A 22,863-nucleotide genomic window follows, 5' to 3' on the forward strand; every position below is an offset into this window, starting at 1 on the left:
CGAACTGCTGCGACCAGGTCGGCATACGTCGGCGTTACGGAGTGAGACGTCATGCAGCGATACTAGTTCCCTTCGCGCACTCTCATACCGATTCACGACAAGGTCCACCACTCCCGGATCGACGCCGAGCGGTTCGGTCACACCATCGGCTCCTGCAGCGTGCAACCTTTCGTGGAACAGCCCGTGCGCGAGGAGGTACGAGGCGACAAAAACTCGCTTCGCGCCGCGAACGCGTGCTGCTGCAACAACATCGGCTACCTTCGGCTCCCCGGTCGCGATGTACCCGATGTCGACACGAGTCCCCGCCGCTTCGGCAAGCATCAGCGCAGCACGCTCGACGTCTCGCAGCGCCCGCGCATCGGAGGACCCGGCGGCAGCAAGCACTGTCGCGTCACCCGGATTCCACCCCGCTTCGGTCAAGCGCCGAAGCAACACGCGTGCAAGCGCCGGATCGGGTCCGAGTGCCGGCGTCACACTCACAGCCGAGTGCTCACTGATCGCCACTTCGCGTCGAACATCGGTGTGAACGTGGTAGCCGGACGCCAAGAAGGCCGGTACGAGAATCGCTCGCCCCGGAGTGTCCCGGAGGACTTCCGAAGGTGACGGACCGAGCACATCGACAAAGGCAACGCGCGTGCGTCCGACGCGCGTGCCGACGGCGTCGGCAAGCGCGGCAACCATTTCCACGCCACGTGCACTACGCGTGCCATGAGCTACCAGGACGAGGACATCGTCATCGCGTTGCATAGTCACCTGGATTCTGTACGTAGTCGCCGGGGTCGAGGGCAAGTCGATAGCCCCGCTTGACCACCGTCTGAACGGCTTTGGGCGCGCCGAGGCACGCGCGCAATCGGGCGACGGCGGTCTCGACGGCGTGGGTGTCCCCGCCGCCGCCGGGAAGAGAAGCCAGCAGTTCGTCGCGGGAGACGACTCGACCGGGACTCGCACCGAGAGTGCGGATCAACGACATCGCAGCCGGCGGCAATTGCTTCACTTCACCGTCCACGACTACGCAACCGCCGCGAATGCTGATTTCGTGTTCGCCGGCTTGAATCTTGTTGGCTCGCTGCGGGAGTTCGTCGACGATGTGTCGCGCGAGCGCGCCCAGACGTGCCCGCGCCGGGGCTGTGGTCGGTACATTCAAGGCTTCGAGCGGCGCCGAGGTGACCGGGCCGACGCACATGGCCGCCACCGGACCCCGCATCGCGTCGAGAATGTCTCCGAGATCCCCGGTCTTGTCGGCTCGCATCAACATCGAGGCTACGGCCGGTGCACTGGTGAAACTGACGGCGTCGATTCCGGCTGACGCTATGGCGTCGATCATCCGGTCGAGCAGCGTCGGATCCTCCGGCGGTTCCCATCGATAGACGGGCACCGCGATGACCTCGGCGCCGGCCTCGCGCAACACCTGACAGAAGTCGGGAATCGGCTCCCACTCGGTGGTCGCACCATGCAGTTGTACAGCGATCCGCTTTCCCGAGACACCTTCTGCCAGAAGATGTTCGAGCACCTCGGCGGAAGACTCGGATGCCGGTGACCATTCCTCACGAAGATCGGCCGCGCGGATTGCTCCCTTGGCCTTGGGTCCGCGCGCGAGCAGACGAGCCGAGCCCAACGCGGATCCGAGATTTTCCGCCTCACCCCACCCGTCGGCTGCTTCCAGCCAACCCCGGAATCCGATCCCGGTGGTGGCGACAACCACCTCGGGAGGATCCGAGATGATCTGCTGTGTCACCCTTTCGAGCTCACGGTCGTCGGCCAACGGAATGATTCGAATCGCCGGAGCGTGAACGACATCCGCTCCCCGACGAGTCAGCAAGGTCGCGAACTCCTCGGCGCGGCGCGAAGCAGTGATACCTACCGTGAATCCAGCCAACGGCATGTCGTCACTCACGAGACTGCATCGGCGACAGTCGAGCGAACACCCTGCATCTGCAAGCTGTGTACCTGAACGACTCCAGCCCACACGCGAACGCCGTACACCGGCAGCGCAACCGACGAGTCGTCCAGCGCCCGGCCGTCGACCAGCGAGAACGCCTGCTTGAGCAGTGGCGAGACCACGATCGGCTCACCGTCCCGGTCGCCGACGAGTCCGCGAGACATCACCGCGGCGCGGCCGTACGGATCGAAGTTGCTGACAGCCCGGAGTGTGCCGTCCTCGAGTAGGAACAGCGCCACCTGCTCGCCGCCGCGAAGAAGCACGGCAACTCCGCGTCCAGGGATCAGATGGCTCAGCGGGCAGGCCGACGTCCATTCGAGTCGATCCGAATCCAGCTTGGCGATCTGCGCATCGATGACACTCATCGAAGTCCTCCTGTCGATCCGGCGACAACGTCGCGCGGGTTCTTGTCTACGTTTCTACGGATCCCGTGTTTCCCACGGGTTACGCGACTATTACCGGCGCGTGGGGATGCTCGGCATGCCCATCAGGACCGGAACCTTGCGCACTCCGGTCTCGTCGAACACAACCGTCGGGTCGGCTTCTTCCGGTGCGTTGACGAACGAGACGAACCTCGACAATTTCTCCGGATCACCCAGCACACCGGCCCATTCGTCCTGGTAACCCTCGACGTGCTTGGCCATCAGTGCCTCGAGTTCCTCGCCGATACCCAGGCTGTCTTCACAAATCACGGCCTTGAGGTGATCGAGTCCGCCTTCGAGTGATTCGACCCACGGCGCCGTGCGCTGGAGGCGATCGGCAGTACGGATGTAGAACATGAGGTAGCGGTCGATGTACTTGACCAAGGTCGCGTCGTCGAGGCCTCCGGCAAGCAGCTGAGCGTGTTTGGGCGACTGTCCGCCGTTACCGCCCACATACAGATTCCAACCGTTCTCCGTCGCGATGACGCCGACGTCCTTGCCGCGCGCTTCGGCACATTCACGGGCGCAACCCGAGACGCCGAACTTGATCTTGTGCGGCGAACGCAGACCGCGGTAGCGATTCTCGAGGTCGACGGCCATACCCACCGAATCCTGGACACCGTAGCGGCACCAACTCGAACCGACGCAGCTCTTGACCGTCCGGAGGGACTTGCCGTACGCCTGACCCGATTCCATCCCGGCGTCGACGAGGCGCTTCCAGATCGCGGGCAACTGTTCGACGCGGGCACCGAACAAGTCGATGCGCTGACCGCCGGTCACCTTCGTGTACAAGCCGAAGTCTCGCGCCACTTCTCCGATGACGATGAGTTGCTCACCCGTGACCTCGCCGCCCGGCATCCGAGGTACCACGGAGTACGTACCGTTCTTCTGGATGTTCGCGAGGAAGTGATCGTTGGTGTCCTGCAACGACGCCTGCTGGCGGTGCAGGATGTGATCGGAGTCCGTCGATGCCAGAATCGAAGCGACTACGGGCTTGCAGATGTCGCAACCGGCGCCCTTGCCGTACTTGGCGATCAGCGCCGAGAAGGTTCTGGTCTGCGTCGACTGGACGATCTGGAACAACTCGGCCCGCGACTGCGCGAAATGTTCGCACAGTGCCTTCGACATCACGACGCCGGAATCGGCCAGCAGCTGCTTCACGGTGGGAAGGCAACCGCCACAAGTGGTTCCGGCGCTGGTGCACGCCTTCACCGAAGCGATGTCGCATGCGCCGGCTGCGATTGCACCGCAGATGGCTCCCTTCGTCACGGCGTTGCACGAGCACACCTCGGCGTCGTCGGGCAGCGAGCCTGCACCCGGCTTCTCCCCCGCAGGCGAGATCAATGTCGCCGGGTCACCGGGTAGTTCGCGACCGACCAGCGGGCGCAGCGACGCGTAGGCCGATGCGTCACCGACAAGAATGCCGCCGAGCAGGATCTTCGCGTCGTCGGAGACCACGAGCTTTGCGTACGTCCCCTTGGACGCGTCGCTGAGGACGACTTCGAGGGCGCCCGGTGAGGTCGCCATCGCGTCACCGAAACTGGCGACGTCGACGCCCATGAGCTTGAGCTTGGTGGACATGTCCGCGCCCGGGAAATCCGCGGCGCCGCCGAGCAGACGATCGGCCACGATCTCGGCCGTCGTGTAACCGGGAGCGACCAGACCGTAGCAACGGCCTTCCACCGCAGCACATTCGCCGACGGCATAGATGTTCTCGTCCGACGTCACGCAGCCGAGGTCGGTCAGAATGCCACCGCGCTCCCCCACTGCGATGCCGGCGTCGCGGGCCAGCTGATCACGCGGACGTACTCCGGCGGAGAAGACGAGCAGCGACGCGTCGATGGTGGAGCCGTCGGAGAGTTCGACCACGATTCCATTGTCGGCCTGCGAAATTCCCGCCGTCCCGACACCGGTGTGGACAGTGAGCCCGAGTTCGGTGACGAGGCGAGCGAGCAGTGCGCCACCACCCTCGTCGACCTGCATCGGCATCAATCGCGCATTGTGTTCGACGACGTGTGCCGTCATCCCCATGAGCGAGAGAGCATTTGCGGCCTCGAGTCCAAGCAAACCTCCGCCCACCACGACGCCGACAGCGCCAGGACCAGCCTTCTCGGCGGCGGCCCGGATACCGTCGAGGTCGTCGAGGGTGCGGTAGACAAAACATCCGTCGCCCTCGTGCCCCGGCACGGGTGGCACGAACGGATACGAACCGGTCGCCATCACCAGAGCGTCGTAGGAGATCGTCTCGCCGGTTGTCGTCGTGACCGTGCGTGCATCTTTGTCGATCGAGAGCGCGCCTTCCCCCACACGGAGGTCGACCAGGCTGTCGCCGTCGTAATCGTTGCCGGCCAGAGCCAATTCCTTGGGGTCCCACGCTCCGACGTACGAGGACAGCCCGACTCGGTCGTACGCTGCGTACTGCTCGTCGCAGAGTACGGTCACCGACCAGTTGTTCGCTTCGTCGCGCGAACGCAGTGCCTCGACGAATCGGTGTCCGACCATTCCGTGTCCGATGACAACAACCGACTTGCTCATGACGCCTACTTCCTGAGGTACAAGATAGTTCTGAGATTCTGCGGACCGCTCACGCCGTGACTGCGACCTTCGCCTCGTCGACGTCTGTGGTCAGCGTCGACGGCTTGCGCAGGAAGACGAACCAGGTGACTGCGATGCAGGCGATGTAGAAGGCCAGGAACACCCAGAAGGCCATGGTCGCCGACTTCGCGGGGCTGCTGTACGACGCGCGCAGCACCAGGTTGATACCGACGCCGCCCAAACCGCCTACCGCACCGGCAAATCCGATGAGAGCGCCGGAGATACTGCGCGACCACGTTGCCTTCTCGCTTCGATCCATGTGATTGAAGCTCTGAGCCTTCGCCTCGAAGATCGCCGGGATCATCTTGTAGACGGATCCGTTTCCGATGCCCGAGAGCAGGAACAGGGCGATGAAGCCGAGAACGAATGTCACCATGATCCCGGCGCTGGCGACGCCGGCGGTGTTGTCGTCCATCGTTCCGGCCGTCACGAGTATCGATGCCGCGAATGCCATGGCGACAAACGTCCACATGGTGATCTTGCCGCCGCCGATGCGGTCGGCCAGTTTGCCACCGAGCGGCCGGGCGATCGAACCGAGGAGTGGTCCGATGAAGGCGATCTGTGCTGCATGCAGCGCCGCCGCGGCCGGAGTGGCACCGCCGGCGAGGAAGTTGATCTGCAGAACCTGACCGAAGGCGAAGCTGAATCCGATGAAGGAACCGAACGTACCGATGTACAGGAAGCTGATCACCCACGACTCGGAGAACTTGAGTGCCTTGGCCATCGAGCGCAGGTCCGACTTCTGGTTGCCCAGGTTGTCCATGAACAGCGCGGCACCGACGGCGGCGGCCGCAATGAACACGAGATAGACGGCGCAGACGATCCACGGAGCGCGGTTACCGACGGTGGCGATCACCAGCAGACCGATCAGCTGGATCATCGGCACACCGATGTTGCCGCCGCCGGCATTGAGACCGAGCGCCCACCCCTTGAGGCGTTGCGGGTAGAAGGCATTGATGTTGGTCATCGACGACGCGAAGTTGCCGCCGCCGATACCTGCAGTGGCCGCTACCAACATGAACGTGGTGTACGACGCACCCGGGTTCATCATCAGGTAGAGCGTGAGAAGTGTTGGCACGAAGAGGAACAGCGCACTCATGACGGTCCAGTTACGACCGCCGAACCGTGCGGTGGCAACCGTGTAGGGAATACGGAGGACCGACCCGACAAGTGTGGGCACTGCGACGAGGAAGAACTTTCCGGCCGCGTCGATGCCGTAGATATCCGTCGGCATGAACAACACCATCACGGACCAGATCGACCAGATCGAGAAGCCGACGTGTTCGGCTACCACTGACCAGATCAGGTTCCGCTTCGCGATGTCCTTGCCGCCGGATTCCCAGGCGTCGACGTCCTCTGCATCCCAATGCTCGATGTAATGACTCACCAGGGCCTCCTGAATATGTTGGAGACCCAAAGGTAGAAAACGGTTATTGCGCCGGTGCTGCGTGCGATGACCGCGAAGTCAATTGATCCTCACCCGGTAACAAGACCGGGTGTGAGCTAGTTTTTCGCAGGTGCGTGCCAGGAATCCTCGAGCATCCGAGGCTTGCATGCCTGGTAGGCACCCAGGAGCACCACGATCACAGCGACGACGAGCAGGCCGAACGGCGCAGCGTATCCACCGGACACATCGTGGAAAACGCCGAACAGGAGCGGACCGAGGCAGGCCACGGAGTAGCCGATGCCCTGGGTGAAGCCGGACAGTGCCGAGGAACCGATGTGCGAACGAGTACGCAGGTTGATCAGCGTGAGCGACATCGGGAACGTGCTCGGACCGAGGCCCAGGACGACAACCCACACGACCGGCGCCGCCATCGGGGCAAAGTACAGCCCGCCCATGCCGACCAGGTAGCAGACGGCACACGCGATCACGACAGGGAAGGGATTGGCCATGCGGGCGCACAGCGTCGGTGCACCGAAAGCTGCGACGAGCCCGATCACCGAGAACATTCCGACCATCGTTCCGCCGAAGGCATCACTGGCTCCGGCGTCACGAAGGATCGAGGGAATCCACGTGAACATCGAATACGTGATCAGTGAGGTCATGCCGAACATGCCGGCCATCCCCCAGGCCACGGGAGAACGCCAGACCTGACCGCGTGGCTGTTCTGCCACTGCCGCAACCGAATCCGATGCATTCTCGACGGACCCGGCTTCGTTCGCGCGAGCCTTGCGCGAGCGAGCGAGGGTGATCAACCACGGCACTGCTGCGGCGAAGCCGAAGGCGGACCACCAGCCGATCGAGAACCGCCACCCGAAGGCGTCGGCAACCGGGACTGCGACGAACGCCGGAACGATGGTGCCGATCTGCACGGCCACGATGTAGACCGAACTCATGGTGGCGAGGCGATCCGAGAAGTACCGCTTGACCAACGGCGGGATCACGACATTGCCGATTCCCATGCCTGCCAGTGCCAGAGCCGAGAGGGCCAGCAACGACCATGTCTGAGACATCATGGCGCGCAACAGCATTCCGACGCCGGCCATGAGCATCGCGACGAGGGCCGTCCGCTCGAGCCCGATACGTTTCGCGATGGCGGGAGTGACGAGACCGAAGATGGCGAACATTGCGGTCGGAACCATGCCGAAGACACCGACGATCGAGGCGGAGAAGCCGATCTCGTCGCGAATCTCGGCCGCCAAGGGCGAGAACGAGGTCACCGCAAGTCGAAGTACGAGCGCAGACATCGCAATCGCTGCGAAGACGAGCACACGGCCTTGTACCAACGAGCGGGTTTCGGTTCTCTCCAGTTGAGCAGTCACCGGGAAATCATAGGATGACCGGACGAACTCGCACAAGCGCGGTAATCTAACGTCACATTCACACCACTTACCCGGACCCGAGGAAACAACCACGTGCAACCCGTTCGACGCGCAAGTCTCATCTCGCAGGTCACCGAACAACTCCGCAACGAGATCCGGAGCGGAACCTGGCCGATCGGTTCCAAAATCCCCACCGAACCGGAACTGTCGGAGTTGACCGGCACCGGTCGCAATACCGTGCGCGAGGCGGTCCAGGCGCTCGTTCACGCCGGAATGCTGGAACGTCGTCAAGGATCTGGCACCTACGTCGTTGCCGTCTCCGACCTCGGTGGCACTCTGGGCAACTACTTTGCCGGCGCCCACCAGCGGGATGTACTCGAACTTCGGCGCGCACTCGACATCACCGCGGCCACCCTGGCCGCCGCACGGCGAACCGAAGACGACATCGCCGAACTGACGCGGCTACTCGAGCTTCGCACCGCTTCGTGGGAGGGTCAGGACGTCGACGCCGCCACCACCGCGGACGTCGCCCTGCACCGAGCAATCGTCGCGGCCAGCCACAACGAGGTCTACCTGGAGTTCTACGACTCCCTGCTTCCGGTCATCGAGACCACGATCCAACAACACATCGACGCGACCGGCGAGGGATTCCACTCGCAGCACGCGAACCTCGTCAACGCTGTCGTCGACGGGAACACCGTGGCCGCCTCGAACGCCGCACGCGAGTTGTTCGAGGGCCTGGTCTCGGACTTCGGTACCGGCGCCCCGATCTAGAGCAGCAAGCGCACGATGTCGGACGTACGGGCCAACCCCGGGAACGCGTCCGCCGTCGAGCGAGGATGCAGAACATGAACTGCCAAGCGGAACATCACCGCACGTAGAAGCATCTGCGGCCACTCGGGGAGATCTTCCCACCGGCCGACCAGTGCCTCGTCGGCACCGCCCCACGAGATCGCGTCGACCACAGCGACGGCGGCGGCCCACGCAGCCGGCCGCCAATACGGCGTGATGTCGGTGATTCCGGGCGCCATACTGCCCGAGAACAGCACTGTCCCGAACAGATCGCCGTGCACGAGCTGGTCCGGGCTCTGCACCGGCTTACGCAAAGTAGCGAGCCCGGCGATCAGTTCCAGACTTTTGCGACCGTCAGGAGTGGGCGTCTCGAGTTGCTCGACGCCCTTCGCGATCCTCAGCGGAACCGTTTCCCATGCCGCGCGATCAGCGGCGACGAATACGTCGACCTCGGCCCACGGCGGCACGGGCGGTTGCGCAAGGAAGCGCGGGCGCTCGAGCGAGGCCGTCGCCGCATGCAGTCGGCAGGACATCGAGACCACTTCGTCGTGACGTGGTTCCGGCGATCCGACGATGAAGGTGTCGGCACGCCAGCCCGAGACGACGTAACGACCGTCGGTCGAACGCACCGGTCGAGCCAGCCGAACGCCGTCGACTTCGAGGTTCTCTCGCACCTTCGCCGACCACGCTGCGCGGGCATGATCCGCGACTGCTGAAAGGACGACGTCTCCACACAGCCACCCGCCGTCCCAATCCGCACCGAGTGGGATGGGATCGACTTCACGGAGGCCGAAGGTGGAGCACACGTGCTGGGGAGGTTGGCCTGTGCTCACACCCCAACGCTACCGGTGCGCGGCGCCGCCTCCCGCGAGGCGCGCCTAGTAGACCGGCAGACTCGCATCCACCTGGTTCGCCCAGGCGATCGCGCCGCCTTGAACGTGGACCGCGTCGGAGAAACCGGCGTTCTTGAGAAATGCGAGTGCCTCGGCGGAACGAATGCCGGTTTTGCAGTACAGCACTATCTGCTTGTTCTGCGGCAACGTCGCCAGAGCTTCACCGGACAGGATGCGGTCCTTCGGGATCAGCACGGCCCCCGGCAGATGCATGATGTCCCATTCAACCGGTTCTCGTACGTCGACCAGCTCGATCGACCGTCCCTCGCCGATCATGGCCTCCAGTTCGGGCGCCGTGATCGTCGAACCGACAGCAGCGGCACTCGCCTCTTCGGACACGACACCGCAGAACGCGTCGTAGTCGATCAAGGCGGTGACGGGCACGCGGGTCGGATCACGCTGAAGGCGGATCGTCCGGAACGTCATCGCAAGTGCGTCGTAGATCATCAGGCGTCCGAGAAGCGGTTCGCCGATCCCCGTGATGAGCTTGACCGCCTCGGTCGCCATGATCGAACCGACGGTCGCAGGCAGGACTCCGAGCACACCACCCTCGGCGCACGAGGGGACCATGCCTGGCGGCGGCGCCTCCGGGTAAAGATCGCGATAGTTCAGTCCCGCGCCGTCCGGGGCGTCTTCCCAGAAGACCGAGACCTGCCCTTCGAAGCGGTAGATCGAGCCCCACACGTACGGCTTTCCCGCGATGACGGCAGCATCGTTGACGAGGTACCGCGTCGCGAAGTTGTCCGTACCGTCCAGGATCAGGTCGTACTCGGAGAACAGTTCGACCGCGTTGGAGTTGTCCAGGCGGAACTCGTGCAACCGGACGTCGACGTGCTCGTTGATTTCGAGAATCGACTCCTTCGCACTGAGCGCCTTCGGGCGTCCGACGTCGGAGCGTCCGTGAATCACCTGACGCTGCAGGTTCGACATGTCGACCTCGTCGAACTCGACGATCCCGATGGTGCCCACTCCTGCGGCCGCGAGATAGAGCAGTGCCGGTGAACCCAATCCACCGGCGCCGATGAACAGGACTCGTGCATTCTTGAGCCGCTTCTGACCGGTCATGCCTACGTTCGGGATGATCAGGTGCCGGCTGTATCTGGCAACTTCCTCCCGGCTCAACTCGGCTGCCGGCTCCACCAGTGGTGGCAATACGACGGGTGTTGCAGACACCGCGAAACACTCCTAGTTCAAGACGAGATCAGGGATTCTCGATCCGGTCACGCTCGGGGGTACGGCCACGGATTGAAGCGGCACGTGAGTCCGTTCATCGGAACGACGCCCTCGGGATCAAGCCTAGCGATGTCGTTGTTCGCGGTTCCGAAGGTCTGCTGCATCATGATCGGTGCGAGTCCACCTTCGGTCTCGCACGGCTGATGAGCGGCGTATCCGATGGCATGGCCGACCTCGTGATTGATCTGATACTGCCGATACGAGCCGATGTCGCCCTGGAACGAAATGGCGCCTCGCACCCATCGCGGTTCGTTGAGCAGGACTCGGTCCATGCTCGGGTTGTAGCAGGATCCTTCGAGTTCGATTTCGTATCCACAGCCTTCGCGGATCGTCATCTGTGAGGTCAAGGAGATCCGGAAGTCCGGCTCGCCGGCGTCGACGCGCCGGAACGCGACCTTGGGATCGTTGGTCCAACTCTTCGGATTGGCCAGAGTCTGGTCGACCATGCGTCCGTACGATTCGTCTCCGCCGAAGCCGGTCGTGTCGACGCCGTCCTCGATCTCGACCGTGTACGTGAACTCGCGTTCGGTTCCCTGTCCGACCTTGCCCGTCGTACCTGGTACGACGTGCCACGTTCCACCCCCCGCGACGGTGAACGGACCACCGTCGGGAAGGGCACCGGACGGTATCGACGAGGCAAAAGTTCCGTCTCCGGCCGGTGGGGCACCGATGACATCGGTTCCGTCGGTGCTGTGCGCGAGGTCGGCGGTGGCCGACGTCTTGCTCGCGGAGTCTGTGGCGTCCGGCCGTACCGCATCGACGATCACAAGAATGGTGAGCACCACGAGAACCGGAATCGCGTAGGCCCGCCAACCGTAGGTCGAGACGAAGCGCCCGAGCTTGCTCTGCTTTCGCGCTGCCCGGTCCGGTCGCGGATTACGCGGGGTTCGGCCCACTTCTCGTTTGGTCGGATCCCATTGGGCGCGCAAAGGCTGATGGGAGGAAATGCCGCGATAGTCGCGTTCGCCGTAGGCACGATCATCCGGCACCTCCGGCCGACGTTCGTCGCGAGGCGCTCCAGTTCCGCTACGCATTCGACGTTCCTCACGTTCAGGGTTCTGCGTAGTTCGTCCACGCATGCGCGGTCCCCCTGGGTCAGTCACGTCGTCCAGAATCTCACACACGGCAAGTCGCTCGCCCGGGCTGACCGAAACTTGCTGGTCCTGGCGTGTCATGGCAGCCCGTCCTGTAACGAGAAAGACCGCTGGTCTCGCTCACCGAGGCACGCGCGACTCGCCCGGGCGACACACGGTATCGTTCATTCGGCTACGACCGGTGTGACGGAGGATACTGGCGGGTACGCACACGCGACTCGCGGATCCGCGCGCCGACCGAATTACTTTTGCTCAGATTGGAAGCGACATGACAGAACTCGCGGATCGGACTGACTCCGATCGCGGTACAACGGCTGGCAAGCCTGCCGGAACACGTCGCAGCACCCGCCTCCCCCGCGATGCGCGCCGCCTCCAGCTCCTCGCAGCTGCAAGTGAGGTATTCGTTGCGAACGGGTACCACTCGGCCGGCATGGACGAGATCGCCGAATGTGCCGGTGTCAGCAAGCCAGTTCTGTACCAACATTTCCCAGGCAAACTCGAACTGTACGTCGCAGTCCTGCAGAGTTACGTCGACAGCCTCATCTCGGGTGTACGCCAGGCCCTGCGATCGACGACGGACAACAAACAGCGTGTCCGCGCCGCGGTCCAGGCGTTCTTCGACTTCGTCGACAACGACTCCCAGGGCTTCCGCCTGGTGTTCGAGTCCGACATCATGGGCGAACCTCAGGTCCAGACACGCGTCGAACAAGCCACCGAAGCCTGCGTCGACGCCGTGTTCGACCTGGTGAGTCAGGATTCCGGACTCGATCCGTACCGTGCGCGCATCCTTGCGGTCGGTCTTGTCGGTGCCAGCCAGTTCACTGCGCGGTACTGGCTCGAGGCCGCGCGGCCGATCCCGAAGGAAGAAGCCGTGGAAATCACCGTGACCCTCGCGTGGGGCGGTCTCTCACACGTGCCGCTGCAAGCCGAAACGAAGTAACCGGAACCCGAACCCGAACGAGAATGGGCGGGCAGTCTCACGACTGCCCGCCCATTCTGCTGTTACAGCTACGCGTCAGACGGTAGGCGCGAATCCGACCTTGCGGATATCGGACGGACCGATCTCCACGTACGCCACACGAGAAGCCTGCACCAGGAACTTGCGGCCCTTGTCGTCGACGAGAGCCAGAACCGGCTCGCGGCCACCGAGGACAGCCGCGACCAGTGTCTCGACCTCGTCAGGGGTCTGTTCGCTGTTGACGATGAGCTCACGCGGGCTGTCGATTACACCGATCTTGACCTCCACGGTCAACCTCCGAACTGTTCGTGAATTACATCCGTTGTCGACGCAAGGCTAATGCAGCAACGACCGCCCACGCTCCTCTGCACGCTGTGCCCAGAGCGAACAGGCACCTAGACGAGTCCGAGAATCGCCATCCGCTCGGCATGCTTTGCCTGCATGCCGTCGAACAACGCGACAACTCCGTTGAGGTCGCCGGAGGCGGAGATCACCAGATCGGTGAGATCTTCACGCTGCGCCAGCACGAACTGTGCCTGCGTGATTGCTTCGCCCAGAAGACGGCGTCCCCACAGCATCAACCGGTCCTTGGCGCGAGTACTGGCCTCCACTGCTGCCTTCACCTCGAGCACCACGAACTCCGAGTGGCCCGTCTGGGACAGCACGTCCTCGACGATTTCCGCGACATCCGCCGGGAGGGAGTGCCCGATCTCGCGATAGAAGTCGGCAGCGATTCCGTCGCCGACGTACGCCTTCACGAGCGATTCCAGCCACGTCGACGGTGTCGTCGACGCGTGGTAGTTGTCGAGAGCTCGAACGAACGGGTCCATGACGGCGAAGATCTCGTGGCCACGTTCCGTCAACGCCGTTTCCAGAGTCTCGAAGTGGTCCATCTCGGCGGCGGCCATGCTGGCGAACGCCACCTTGCCTCGCAGGTCCGGTGCCATTTGTGCGTCCTCCGCCAAGCGGTAGAACGCCGAAATCTCGCCATACGCGAGAACGGCAAACAAATCGATCACGCCAGGGTGATCGGAAGCGACTCGGCCTCCGGTTCCAGCGTCCGTCGAAGCATCAAGATCGTGTGCGCCCATGACTACGAACTGTAGTGCTTCGACGGCCGACGCGACCGGCAAGGACCGCATGTCCGATTCGGTGATCTTCGACATGTCATCGCGAGGGACGGACAACGTGCAGCTACAATGGTCTTGGGAGTTCGCCAGTTCCCCCGGGCCAATTGGTTAGCCGGGACGGCTGTATTCACACGAACCCCACCGATAATGTGCGCGCACCTGCATCGACGGTTGTCGCCCGCTTCGCCGAGATCTCCGGACGGTTCGAATTCGTCCGAGTGGAATTCAGTGCTGAGGCGTAGGCATGACCGAAGAGAAAGAGGGCATCGACATCGGCCGACTTACGGCCTGGCCCCTTACCTTGTGCGTGCGTACCGCCACGAGGAAAGGCTAGTCCCCTGAGCAAGATCACTGTCGACCACGAAGACGAAGCAACCGAGAACACCGTTTCCGTCCAGCTCGACGACACCCATGTACCCCCGAGCTTCGCCGAACTCGGTGTCCGCGACGAAATCGTCCGCGCACTGAACGAGATCGGCATCGAGCGCACCTTCGCCATCCAGGAACTCACCCTTCCGTTGGCTCTCGCCGGTGACGACCTCATCGGTCAGGCCCGCACCGGAATGGGCAAGACCTTCGGTTTCGGCGTCCCGCTCCTGCATCGCATCGTCACCGCCGAGAACGGCACGGCTGTTCTCGACGGCACGCCCCGCGCTCTGATCATCGTTCCCACCCGCGAGCTGTGCATCCAGGTTGCCCGCGACCTCGAGAACGCCAGCAAGTACCTCCGGGTCGGCGACCGCGGTCTCCAGGTTCTGCCCATCTACGGCGGCCGTCCGTACGAGGCGCAGATCTCGGCACTCCAGAAGGGCGTCGACGTTGTCGTCGGCACCCCGGGTCGCCTGCTCGACCTCGCCAACCAGTCGCACCTGATCCTGGGCAAGGTGGGCGTTCTCGTCCTCGACGAGGCCGACGAAATGCTCGACCTGGGATTCCTCCCCGACATCGAACGCCTCATGGGCATGGTCCCCGACAAGCGTCAGACGATGCTCTTCTCCGCGACGATGCCCGGCCCGATCATCACCCTGGCTCGCACCTTCCTGACGCAGCCGACGCACATCCGCGCCGAAGAGGCCGAATCCTCCGCGGTGCACGATCGCACCAGCCAGCACATCTACCGTGCACACGCGCTCGACAAGGCCGAGATGGTCGCCCGCGTCCTGCAGGCCGAAGGCCGCGGCGCGACGATGATCTTCACCCGCACCAAGCGCACAGCCCAGAAGGTGGCCGACGATCTCGCGGAACGCGGCTTCTCCGTCGGTGCCGTCCACGGTGACCTCGGCCAGATCGCCCGTGAAAAGGCGCTGAAGGGCTTCCGTAACGGCAAGGTCGACGTTCTGGTCGCCACCGACGTCGCCGCCCGCGGTATCGACGTCGACGACGTCACCCACGTCATCAACTACCAGTGCCCCGAGGACGAGAAGACCTACGTCCACCGCATCGGTCGTACCGGCCGCGCCGGACGCACCGGCATCGCCGTCACGCTGGTCGACTGGGACGACATCCCTCGCTGGCAGCTCATCGACAAGGCACTGAGCCTCGGAATCCCCGACCCGGTCGAGACCTACTCCAGCTCGCCGCACCTCTACGAAGAGTTGTCCATTCCGGCCGATGCCAAGGGCACTGTTCGCAAGGCCAAGGCCGCCCCTGAGAAGGCAGCAACGGACAAAGCAGACGCGCCGAAGTCGACCGACTCGGACGGCAACGAAGAGAAGGCCGCTCCCCGCCGCAACCGGACCCGTCGCCGCACCCGCGCCGGCGCTTCGACCGACGCCGCGACGTCCACCACCGCCGGTGCCACCACAGCTCCCCCTTCGGTACCCGCGGCAACCGCTGCCGAGAACTCGGACGAAGACGGAGCGGCCAAGCCGCGTCGCCGTCGGCGTCGTCGCCCCGCGGCTTCCGCGACGGCAGGCGCCGCAGAGTAAGCTGCCGATGTGCTGGCTCCCGAAAGTCGTACTCGCTCAGATGTGATCGGTGCGCTGGCAATCGCGCTGGCCGTAATCGTGGCGGTGACCGTTGTGTGGTTGCGCAGTGATGCGCGCGGAACCACCTCGGTCACCGCTGAATCTCCACTCCTACCTCTGTCGACGTCGGTGTTGTTACCCGACATCCTGAAACAGACGTGGGAATCTCCGAGTGCCGACTCGACGGCACCGATCACCGTCGGAAATGCCGTCGTCACCGCCGACGGCACCGAGGTGATCGGCCGCGATCCGGCAACGGGCGAAGAAGTGTGGCGATACGCGCGCAACATTCCGCTGTGCGGCGCGATCGGTTCGTGGGATCGCGTCGTCAGCGTCTATCAGGATGATCGCGGTTGCTCTCAGGTCACGTCACTGGTCGCCGACACCGGCGCCCGAAAGGACCAGCGCAACAGCGACGCCGATTCTGCGGTCAGCCTTTCAGCGGACGGCACCTACCTGATTTCGCGCGGCAGTGAGCGAATGGAACTGTGGCGCTCGGACCTCGTCCGAACCCTCGAGTACGGCCGGGTCGACGCGAAGGTCAACCCCAACAAGCAACCCCGCACCGGATGCACGCTGCTCGACGCTGCGTCGAGCGCCAACCGGGTCTCGGTACTCGAACGCTGCCCCGGTGAAGCCTCCAACAGGTTGACGGTGATGAATCCCGCACCCAAGGACGCCCAGGAACCCGAAGAGTACGGATCCGCGATTCTCCTCGACTCCGAGGGCGCCCGCCTGCTGGCCGTGGCCGGCGAAAAGACGGCGGTCTATCTCCCCGCAGCCAACGGAACCGTTTCTCGCATCACCATTTTCGACGGAACCGGCAATCCGATCGTCGACTATCCGATCGAGGGAACGGTGACCGAAGGCGCCCGCACCCACGCCGACAAGGCTTCGATCACGTGGTGGACCGGCTCGCAGACCGTCAACCTGCGCCTGAGCGATCTGGCTCCGACGTGGATCGTCAACGGAACGTCAGGACCCGGAAGCATGGTTGCCGGTCAGATGCTCATCCCGGTTCCGGGCGGCATTGCAGCCGTCAGTCCGTCGGACGGAGCGGTGCAGCGCATGATCGCAGTCGACCGCGGTGAGACGACGACGCCGATCGTGCTCGCCAGTGCGGGCGAGACGATTCTGGAACAGCGCGGCGATACCTTGTTCGCGCTGCGCTAGAAGCTCTCGCCTTCCTCAGAGCGCCAGTTCCGGCGCGAAAGTCACGACTTCGTTTCCAGCCCAATGCTTTACGAGATTGTCCGCGAGTTCACGATAGGCATCCGCACCCTTGTTCTTTCGTCCGGCGAGGACCGTCGCACCCGACGCGGACGCCTCGGCGAACTTGACGGTGCGTGGGATCGGAGGCGCCAGAACGGCCAGGGAGTAGCGGTCGCTGACGTCGGCGAGCACGTCGCGACTGTGCGTGGTTCGAGCGTCGTACAGAGTCGGAAGTGCGCCGAGCAGAACAAGATCCGGGTTGGTGATGGCTTGGACTTCACGAACCGTACGCAGCAGCTGTCCGACGCCGCGGTGTGCGAGGGTTTCGCATTGCAGTGGAACCAGAACCGACTGCGCCGCAGTCAATCCGTTGAGCGTGAGCACACCCAACGACGGTGGGCAGTCGATGATGATGACGTCGTAAGAGCCCAGGAGCGGAGACAGCGCCCGCTTGAGCGCGAACTCTCGACCGGGTCGCATCAGGAGCAGCGCTTCGGCGCCCGCGAGATCGATCGTGGCCGGCAGGAGATCCATACCGTCGTCCGTCTTCAGCACGGCGTCGACCGCGTCGAGATCACCCGCCAGGACCTCGTTGACCGAACGCTCGAGGCGATCCGGGTTGTGTCCGAGCGAGAACGTCAGGCAGCCCTGCGGGTCGAGATCCACCACCAAGACTCGTTGTCCGAGCGCGGACAAAGCCGCACCGAGAGAAGCGACGGTGGTGGTTTTAGCCACGCCGCCCTTTTGATTCGCCACTGCGAGAACCGTCGTCACACGTAGATCCTTGCGCACTTCGCGCCAGGAGGCGAGCTACACACGCGAGGCAGCCTGCAATGATGGTCGACATGACGTCCCAGTCCGCCCCCTCGTCGATCCCCCTAGGTGCTCGCGTCGTACTCATGCGACACGGTGAAACCGAGTGGGCACGCACCGGGAAACACACGGGCCGGACCGAGGTTCCGCTGACTCCGCTCGGCGAGATGCAGGCAACCGCGACCGGAAATCGCTTGCGAACCCTCGACCTCCGGAACCCCATGATTCTGACGAGTCCGCGGCTGCGCGCACAGTTGACGGGCGATCTCGCCGGCCTGCCGGAAGAGCGAACCTGGGATGCACTGTCCGAATGGGACTACGGCGACTACGAAGGCCTCACGACGCCCGAGATCCGCGCAACGGTGCCCGATTGGACCGTCTGGACGCACCCGTGCCCCGGCGGCGAGCAGGCCGATCAGATCCACGCCCGCACCGACATGGTGCTGTCGATGGTGCGTTCGCAACTACCCGAACGCGACGTGATCCTGATCGGGCACGGCCACTTCTCACGCGCACTCATCGCCCGCTGGCTCGAGCTCCCGGTGACGGAAGGAAAGCGTTTCGCCTTGTCCCCCGGCGCATACTCGGTTCTCGGTTACGAGCACGGCGCCACCCACCTCGTCCATCACAACGTGCCGCCGCTCGTCGAGGCTTGAGGCCTAAGATTCTCCCTATGATCCGACGCGCCACGCCCGCAGACGTCCAGCCGATCACCGACATGATCTACGAGTTGGCCGACTACCAGAAGGCCCTCGACGAGTGCACCGTGAAGGCGGAACAGATCGGCGAGGCGTTGTTCGGGCCGGCCGCGACGGCCTTCGCGCACGTCGCTGTGAATTCGGCCGACGACGTCGTCGGCATGGCATTGTGGTTTCGCAATTTCTCGACGTGGGACGGCGCTCACGGCATCTACCTCGAAGACCTGTACGTCAAGCCCAGTCAGCGCGGATCAGGCCACGGGAAGGCTCTTCTGGCCGCACTCGCCAAGGAGTGCACCGACAACGACTACACCCGGCTGTCCTGGTCGGTGCTCAACTGGAACACCCCCTCGATCAAGTTCTACGAGTCACTCGGCGCCGACGCGAAGACGGAGTGGACCACGTATCGCCTGACCGGTACTCACCTCGGAGCTCTCGCCGCCGAAGCTGAGTAGAGCGGAAGCTGAGTAGGTCTGAAGCAGCGTAGGCGTTCCGTCCTACTTGTCCCGCGGCTCTTCGGTCTCGTCCGGGCGCCCCTCTTCCGGCGAGACCTCGTCTGCGTACGCTCCGTACTCCGCTGCCATCCATCGAGATGTCGGAGCCGAGAACAGGCAGCCCAGAGCGCCGAGAACGACGACACCCAGAACGATGCCGAGCGGAACCTGATGCGAATCGGTCAGGAGCGACCAGGCGACCGGCAGGAGCAGCAACTGCGCGACGACGGCGATTGCCCGGCCCCACCGGCGGCCCGTCAGCAAAGCGATACCGGCAGCCAACACCGCGCCGCCGAGGATCGCGACCCACGCGGCAAATCCGTATCCGTTGGTGACGCTCTGATCGTGGCCGGATGCACCGCGAATCACTGCGACGATCGCGAACCCGGCGGCAACCAGCCCTTGAAGCGTCACGAGGGCACCTGCCCATGTGACTGTCTTGGGCAGGGCGTTCGGACTGGCGGTATTCGGCACGAGGCCAGCCTAGAACACGACACCGGATAGGCTCATGCCCCGTGCGCGCACTGCTGATCGTCAACCCCAATGCCACCTCCACCACCGCTGCCGGTCGTGACCTGTTGGCACACGCCCTCGAGAGTCGGGTGCGACTTACTGTGGCGCACACCACACATCGGGGTCATGCCGCCGAACTGGCGCGCGAAGCCCACGAAGACGGCTTCGGCTCGGTGATCGTCCACGGCGGCGACGGAACGGTCAACGAAGTGGTCAACGGACTGCTCGGGTCACCGCATCCCGCGTCGATGAAATCGGTTCCGGTCGGTCCGATCCCGACGATCGCAGTCGTTCCAGGCGGCTCGGCAAACGTTTTCGCGCGTTCACTCGGTATTGCCGCCGACCCGATCGACGCCACGAACCAACTCGTCGATCTTCTCTCTGAACGGACCAGGCGCCGAATCGGGCTCGCACACTGCGACAACCGTTGGTTCACGTTCAACGCCGGAATGGGCCTCGACGCCGATGTGTGCGAGGCCGTCGACGCCAGCCGTAAGAACGGTGACGCCGCCACACCCGCCCGGTATGTCCGAACCGCGATCGCGGCGTTCTTCCGTGCCAAGCGAGCCGAACCAGCGCTGACCGTCCACCTTCCCGATCAGGATCCCGTCTCCGGAGTCCACTACGCATTCGTCTCGAACTCGAGCCCGTGGACATATCTGGAAGAGCGTCCCGTCCACACCAATCCGGGAACGACCTTCGACAGTGGACTCGGCATCTTCGCCATGACGAGCACCAAAGTTCTGCCGTCCCTGCGGGTTGTGCGGCAACTACTCGCACGCGGCGCGGAGCCGAAATCGAAGGTCCTCTTACGCACCGACGACGTCCCGACAATCACCATCGAATCGTCGCGACCGATCGGACTGCAGATGGACGGCGACTACATCGGACTTCGTGAAAAGGTCGAATTCACCTCGGTCCCGGATGCACTGGAAGTGTTCGCACCGATTACGACGTGAGTCAGGCAACACGTTTGACCTGCAAAAACTCTGGTGCCAAAAGGTCGAAATCGGGTAAAATGCCGGTGACGCCCAGGTGGCCGTCAGGTGTGTCACAAATTAGTGAGTTGGCCCACGAACCCGTTCAAACCTATTGACATACCGCGAGTTCGTGAAAGCATTCACAAGTAACAGTGCGGAAACATTGATGACGCACACACAAACTCATTGGTACCAAATGGTGTGAATACACACCCAATTAAGGAGCGAAAAAAGATGGACTGGCGCCACAACGCAATCTGTCGCGACGAGGATCCCGAACTGTTCTTCCCCGTGGGAAACAGCGGACCGGCCCTCGCTCAGATCGCTGATGCCAAGGTTGTCTGCAACCGCTGCCCCGTCACCGCCGAGTGCCTGTCGTGGGCTCTCGAGTCCGGCCAGGATGCAGGCGTCTGGGGCGGAATGAGCGAAGACGAGCGTCGCGCACTCAAGCGTCGTAACGCACGTACCCGCGCACGCACTTCCGTCTAGGTAGAACCGAGACGTTCGACTCGCGGCGGAGAACAGCCCCTCTGCACAGTCGAAGACGACAGCCCGGCACCACATGGTGCCGGGCTTTTTGTCTGCTCGAATCGCTAACGCTGCTCGAATCAGTAACGCGCAGAACGTCTACCGAGCGGCACACGCAGAACCGCGTCGGTACCGCCTCCGCTTCCCGGGTGCAGTCCGAGCGAGCCACCGAGTTCGGCGCCCAGCAAAGTCCGCACGATCTGGAGTCCGAGGCGATCGGATTTCTCGAGGTCGAAGTTCTCCGGCAGGCCGCGCCCGTTGTCGTGGATGATCACGTCCAACCAGCGTGCAGAACGCTCGGCACTGAGTGTGACCGTGCCGGTCACACCCGGATCGAAAGCGTGCTCGATCGCGTTCTGCACCAACTCCGTCAGCACCATGACCAGCGGGGTGGCGCGCTCGGCGGAGAACACTCCAAAACTGCCCTCACGCCGAATCGTCACCGGCACACCTACTCCCGCGACATCGGAGAGCATGGGAACCAACCGGTCGATCACCTCGTCGAGATCCACCTCTTCGTCCACCGACATCGACAAGGTGTCGTGAACGAGGGCGATGGACGTCACGCGTCTCACCGACTCTGTCAACGCTTGTCGCGCTTCGTCGTTGCCGGTTCGCCTGGCCTGTAGACGCAGAAGCGCCGCGACGGTTTGCAGATTGTTCTTCACTCGATGGTGAATCTCGCGGATGGTTGCGTCCTTGCTCAGGAGAGCGCGATCACGACGCTTGACCTCGGTGACGTCGCGGACGACGACCGCAGCACCGACATGCCGGCCGCCAGGCTTGAGAACCAGGGCCCGCAGCAGAACGGTCGCCCCGCGCGCCTCGATCTCCATACGGCGACCGGGCTTGTCCGCCAACGTATCTCGGATGTATCCCGCAGCTTCCTGAGACTCGAACGGGTCGGTGACCAACGAACGGGTCAGGGCTGCGAGGTCTTGGCCCACCAGATCCGAACTCAGACCCATCCGGTGATAGGCCGAGAGCGCGTTCGGGCTGGCATAGACGACTGTGCCTTCGGTATCGAGACGGATGAAGCCGTCGCCCGCACGTGGGCTCGAGTTCGTGTCGGAGCGCGATTCTCGGATCGGGAAGGTTCCGTCGCTGATCATCTGACACAGGTCTTCGGCGCAATCGAGATACGCGAGCTCGAGCGGACTCTGCGCTCGCTGGTGCGACAGGTTGGTGTCGCGGCTCAGAACCGCGATGACTCGCCCGTCCAGACGCACCGGAACGGCTTCCCGACGCGGCGGCATTCCTTCACGCCACGTCTCGTCTTCCCCGCGCACGACGCGACCCTCGACGAGAGCGCGAAGAACCTGCGGGTGCTCGGACTCGGAAACGACCGTGCCGACCGCATCCTCCGGAAAAGCCGTCGATGCCGTTGTCGGCCGGCAATGCGCGACGCAGATGACCGTCCCCTCGGATCGGTTCTTCTCCGATTCGGTGCCCACCCACAAGAGAACGTCGGCAAAGGAGAGGTCGGCGAGCAGTTGCCACTCCCCCACGACGCGCTGGAGATGGTCGACCGCCGCACCGGGAAGATCGGTGTGTTCGGCAAGGAGGTCACTGAGAGTGGACATCGTCCGGCTTAGGAGATCACGGCGATCAGATCGCCTTGCTGAATCACGTCGCCGACCTTGACGCCCACCGTCGTCACCGTTCCCGGAACCTCGGCCAGGACGGGAATCTCCATCTTCATGGATTCGAGGATGACCAGGGTGTCGCCGTCCGCAACGACGTCTCCCTCGCTCACGACGACCTGGTAGACCGTCGAAACCATCTCGGCGCGCTCGTCTTCTGCCATCGTGAACCTCACTTCTGTGGGATCTGCAC

Annotated in this window: 23 protein-coding genes; 8 read left to right on the forward strand and 15 right to left on the reverse strand. The window is 63.8% G+C overall.

The genetic code is table 11. The features are described 5' to 3' along the window. The 6 genes from RWT78_RS18065 to RWT78_RS18090 form a co-directional block, all read right to left on the reverse strand. On the reverse strand, nt 1-747 hold a 747-nt coding region (locus tag RWT78_RS18065), incomplete at its 3' end, for a sirohydrochlorin chelatase (RefSeq protein WP_037130090.1). Beyond that, nucleotides 734-1,894, reverse strand: coding sequence for a uroporphyrinogen-III synthase (locus RWT78_RS18070; protein WP_003942336.1), 1,161 nt, complete (start codon nt 1,892-1,894; stop codon nt 734-736). The genes RWT78_RS18070 and RWT78_RS18065, both read right to left, overlap by 14 nt. Beyond that, a complete protein-coding gene (gene nirD / locus RWT78_RS18075) occupies nt 1,891-2,304 on the reverse strand; it encodes a nitrite reductase small subunit NirD (RefSeq protein WP_003942316.1) in 414 nt (137 codons plus the stop codon). Before nirD ends, RWT78_RS18070 begins: the two co-directional genes overlap by 4 nt. A gap of 90 nt (nt 2,305-2,394) precedes the next feature. Next, a complete protein-coding gene (nirB, locus tag RWT78_RS18080) occupies nt 2,395-4,896 on the reverse strand; it encodes a nitrite reductase large subunit NirB (RefSeq protein ID WP_050654902.1) in 2,502 nt (833 codons plus the stop codon). 49 nt (nt 4,897-4,945) lie between these two features. Continuing rightward, the gene (locus RWT78_RS18085) at nt 4,946-6,346 is read right to left on the reverse strand and encodes a nitrate/nitrite transporter (protein ID WP_314677073.1); all 1,401 of its coding nucleotides are present in this window, start codon (nt 6,344-6,346) and stop codon (nt 4,946-4,948) included. Nucleotides 6,347-6,459: 113 nt separating this feature from the next. Next, complete coding sequence (locus RWT78_RS18090; RefSeq protein WP_063316627.1) at nt 6,460-7,722, reverse strand: MFS transporter; 1,263 nt, start codon at nt 7,720-7,722, stop codon at nt 6,460-6,462. A 93-nt stretch (nt 7,723-7,815) separates the two neighbouring features. On the opposite strand from RWT78_RS18090, the gene RWT78_RS18095 reads away from it, so the two are divergent. Next, nucleotides 7,816-8,496: a FadR/GntR family transcriptional regulator gene (locus tag RWT78_RS18095; RefSeq protein ID WP_003942319.1), complete on the forward strand. Its 681-nt coding sequence runs from the start codon at nt 7,816-7,818 to the stop codon at nt 8,494-8,496. Here the strand turns inward: RWT78_RS18095 and RWT78_RS18100 are convergent. From RWT78_RS18100 to RWT78_RS18110, 3 genes are read right to left on the reverse strand one after another with little or no spacing between them, the layout of a single operon-like run. Beyond that, complete coding sequence (locus tag RWT78_RS18100) at nt 8,493-9,347, reverse strand: TIGR02569 family protein (RefSeq protein ID WP_007731227.1); 855 nt, start codon at nt 9,345-9,347, stop codon at nt 8,493-8,495. The genes RWT78_RS18095 and RWT78_RS18100 overlap by 4 nt on opposite strands. A 45-nt stretch (nt 9,348-9,392) precedes the next feature. Then, on the reverse strand, nt 9,393-10,580 hold the full coding sequence (gene moeZ, locus RWT78_RS18105; protein WP_003942292.1) for an adenylyltransferase/sulfurtransferase MoeZ: 1,188 nt from the start codon (nt 10,578-10,580) through the stop codon (nt 9,393-9,395). A gap of 47 nt (nt 10,581-10,627) precedes the next feature. Further along, complete coding sequence (locus RWT78_RS18110; protein WP_007731223.1) at nt 10,628-11,674, reverse strand: DUF3152 domain-containing protein; 1,047 nt, start codon at nt 11,672-11,674, stop codon at nt 10,628-10,630. 328 nt (nt 11,675-12,002) lie between these two features. Between RWT78_RS18110 and RWT78_RS18115 the strand changes: the two genes are divergently transcribed. Further along, nucleotides 12,003-12,674, forward strand: a complete 672-nt coding sequence (locus RWT78_RS18115) for a TetR/AcrR family transcriptional regulator (protein WP_003942309.1) — start codon at nt 12,003-12,005, stop codon at nt 12,672-12,674. 75 nt (nt 12,675-12,749) lie between these two features. Here RWT78_RS18115 and RWT78_RS18120 read toward each other — a convergent pair whose 3' ends face one another. Next, nucleotides 12,750-12,980 carry a DUF3107 domain-containing protein gene (locus tag RWT78_RS18120; protein ID WP_003942312.1) on the reverse strand — a complete coding sequence of 77 codons (231 nt, stop codon included), beginning with the start codon at nt 12,978-12,980 and terminating at the stop codon, nt 12,750-12,752. 107 nt (nt 12,981-13,087) lie between these two features. Continuing rightward, a complete protein-coding gene (locus tag RWT78_RS18125) occupies nt 13,088-13,783 on the reverse strand; it encodes a ferritin-like fold-containing protein (protein ID WP_029255047.1) in 696 nt (231 codons plus the stop codon). A gap of 377 nt (nt 13,784-14,160) precedes the next feature. Here RWT78_RS18125 and RWT78_RS18130 point away from each other — a divergent pair, with 377 nt between their 5' ends. After that, nucleotides 14,161-15,750, forward strand: coding sequence for a DEAD/DEAH box helicase (locus tag RWT78_RS18130; RefSeq protein WP_314677075.1), 1,590 nt, complete (start codon nt 14,161-14,163; stop codon nt 15,748-15,750). A gap of 9 nt (nt 15,751-15,759) precedes the next feature. After that, nucleotides 15,760-16,962 carry a PQQ-binding-like beta-propeller repeat protein gene (locus RWT78_RS18135; protein WP_314677064.1) on the forward strand — a complete coding sequence of 401 codons (1,203 nt, stop codon included), beginning with the start codon at nt 15,760-15,762 and terminating at the stop codon, nt 16,960-16,962. A gap of 15 nt (nt 16,963-16,977) precedes the next feature. Here RWT78_RS18135 and RWT78_RS18140 read toward each other — a convergent pair whose 3' ends face one another. Continuing rightward, nucleotides 16,978-17,775: a ParA family protein gene (locus RWT78_RS18140; protein WP_003940948.1), complete on the reverse strand. Its 798-nt coding sequence runs from the start codon at nt 17,773-17,775 to the stop codon at nt 16,978-16,980. 71 nt (nt 17,776-17,846) lie between these two features. Between RWT78_RS18140 and RWT78_RS18145 the strand changes: the two genes are divergently transcribed. Then, nucleotides 17,847-18,470 carry an acid phosphatase gene (locus tag RWT78_RS18145; RefSeq protein ID WP_080552758.1) on the forward strand — a complete coding sequence of 208 codons (624 nt, stop codon included), beginning with the start codon at nt 17,847-17,849 and terminating at the stop codon, nt 18,468-18,470. A 17-nt stretch (nt 18,471-18,487) separates the two neighbouring features. Beyond that, on the forward strand, nt 18,488-18,967 hold the full coding sequence (locus RWT78_RS18150; protein WP_003940724.1) for a GNAT family N-acetyltransferase: 480 nt from the start codon (nt 18,488-18,490) through the stop codon (nt 18,965-18,967). A gap of 42 nt (nt 18,968-19,009) precedes the next feature. Here the strand turns inward: RWT78_RS18150 and RWT78_RS18155 are convergent, their stop codons facing one another. After that, complete coding sequence (locus tag RWT78_RS18155) at nt 19,010-19,480, reverse strand: hypothetical protein (RefSeq protein ID WP_314677067.1); 471 nt, start codon at nt 19,478-19,480, stop codon at nt 19,010-19,012. A gap of 41 nt (nt 19,481-19,521) precedes the next feature. On the opposite strand from RWT78_RS18155, the gene RWT78_RS18160 reads away from it, so the two are divergent. Both RWT78_RS18160 and RWT78_RS18165 read left to right on the forward strand, forming a co-directional pair. After that, nucleotides 19,522-20,478: a diacylglycerol kinase family protein gene (locus RWT78_RS18160; protein ID WP_007731209.1), complete on the forward strand. Its 957-nt coding sequence runs from the start codon at nt 19,522-19,524 to the stop codon at nt 20,476-20,478. A gap of 255 nt (nt 20,479-20,733) precedes the next feature. Next, entirely contained in the window at nt 20,734-20,988 is a 255-nt protein-coding gene (locus RWT78_RS18165; RefSeq protein WP_003940950.1) for a WhiB family transcriptional regulator, read from the forward strand. Between the two features lie 119 nt (nt 20,989-21,107). On the opposite strand, the gene RWT78_RS18170 is transcribed toward RWT78_RS18165, so the two are convergent. Together RWT78_RS18170 and RWT78_RS18175 are read right to left on the reverse strand one after the other, a co-directional pair. Beyond that, nucleotides 21,108-22,610, reverse strand: a complete 1,503-nt coding sequence (locus RWT78_RS18170) for a sensor histidine kinase (protein ID WP_003940890.1) — start codon at nt 22,608-22,610, stop codon at nt 21,108-21,110. Between the two features lie 8 nt (nt 22,611-22,618). Continuing rightward, the gene (locus RWT78_RS18175) at nt 22,619-22,834 is read right to left on the reverse strand and encodes a biotin/lipoyl-binding carrier protein (RefSeq protein ID WP_314677078.1); all 216 of its coding nucleotides are present in this window, start codon (nt 22,832-22,834) and stop codon (nt 22,619-22,621) included. Nucleotides 22,835-22,863: the final 29 nt, after the last annotated feature.

The sequence above is a fragment of the uncultured Rhodococcus sp. genome (assembly GCF_963525155.1).
Taxonomy (GTDB): domain Bacteria; phylum Actinomycetota; class Actinomycetes; order Mycobacteriales; family Mycobacteriaceae; genus Rhodococcus_F; species Rhodococcus_F qingshengii.

Bases quoted from the DNA above. Each gene is read 5' to 3' on its own strand.
- RWT78_RS18110 (WP_007731223.1), bottom strand. From the start codon at position 11,674: ATGCGTAGCGGAACTGGAGCGCCTCGCGACGAACGTCGGCCGGAGGTG.
- nirD (WP_003942316.1), bottom strand. From the start codon at position 2,304: ATGAGTGTCATCGATGCGCAGATCGCCAAGCTGGATTCGGATCGACTC.
- nirB (WP_050654902.1), bottom strand. From the start codon at position 4,896: ATGAGCAAGTCGGTTGTTGTCATCGGACACGGAATGGTCGGACACCGA.
- RWT78_RS18150 (WP_003940724.1), top strand. From the start codon at position 18,488: ATGATCCGACGCGCCACGCCCGCAGACGTCCAGCCGATCACCGACATG.
- RWT78_RS18170 (WP_003940890.1), bottom strand. From the start codon at position 22,610: ATGTCCACTCTCAGTGACCTCCTTGCCGAACACACCGATCTTCCCGGT.
- RWT78_RS18145 (WP_080552758.1), top strand. From the start codon at position 17,847: ATGACGTCCCAGTCCGCCCCCTCGTCGATCCCCCTAGGTGCTCGCGTC.
- RWT78_RS18165 (WP_003940950.1), top strand. From the start codon at position 20,734: ATGGACTGGCGCCACAACGCAATCTGTCGCGACGAGGATCCCGAACTG.
- RWT78_RS18175 (WP_314677078.1), bottom strand. From the start codon at position 22,834: ATGGCAGAAGACGAGCGCGCCGAGATGGTTTCGACGGTCTACCAGGTC.
- RWT78_RS18125 (WP_029255047.1), bottom strand. From the start codon at position 13,783: ATGGGCGCACACGATCTTGATGCTTCGACGGACGCTGGAACCGGAGGC.
- RWT78_RS18115 (WP_003942309.1), top strand. From the start codon at position 12,003: ATGACAGAACTCGCGGATCGGACTGACTCCGATCGCGGTACAACGGCT.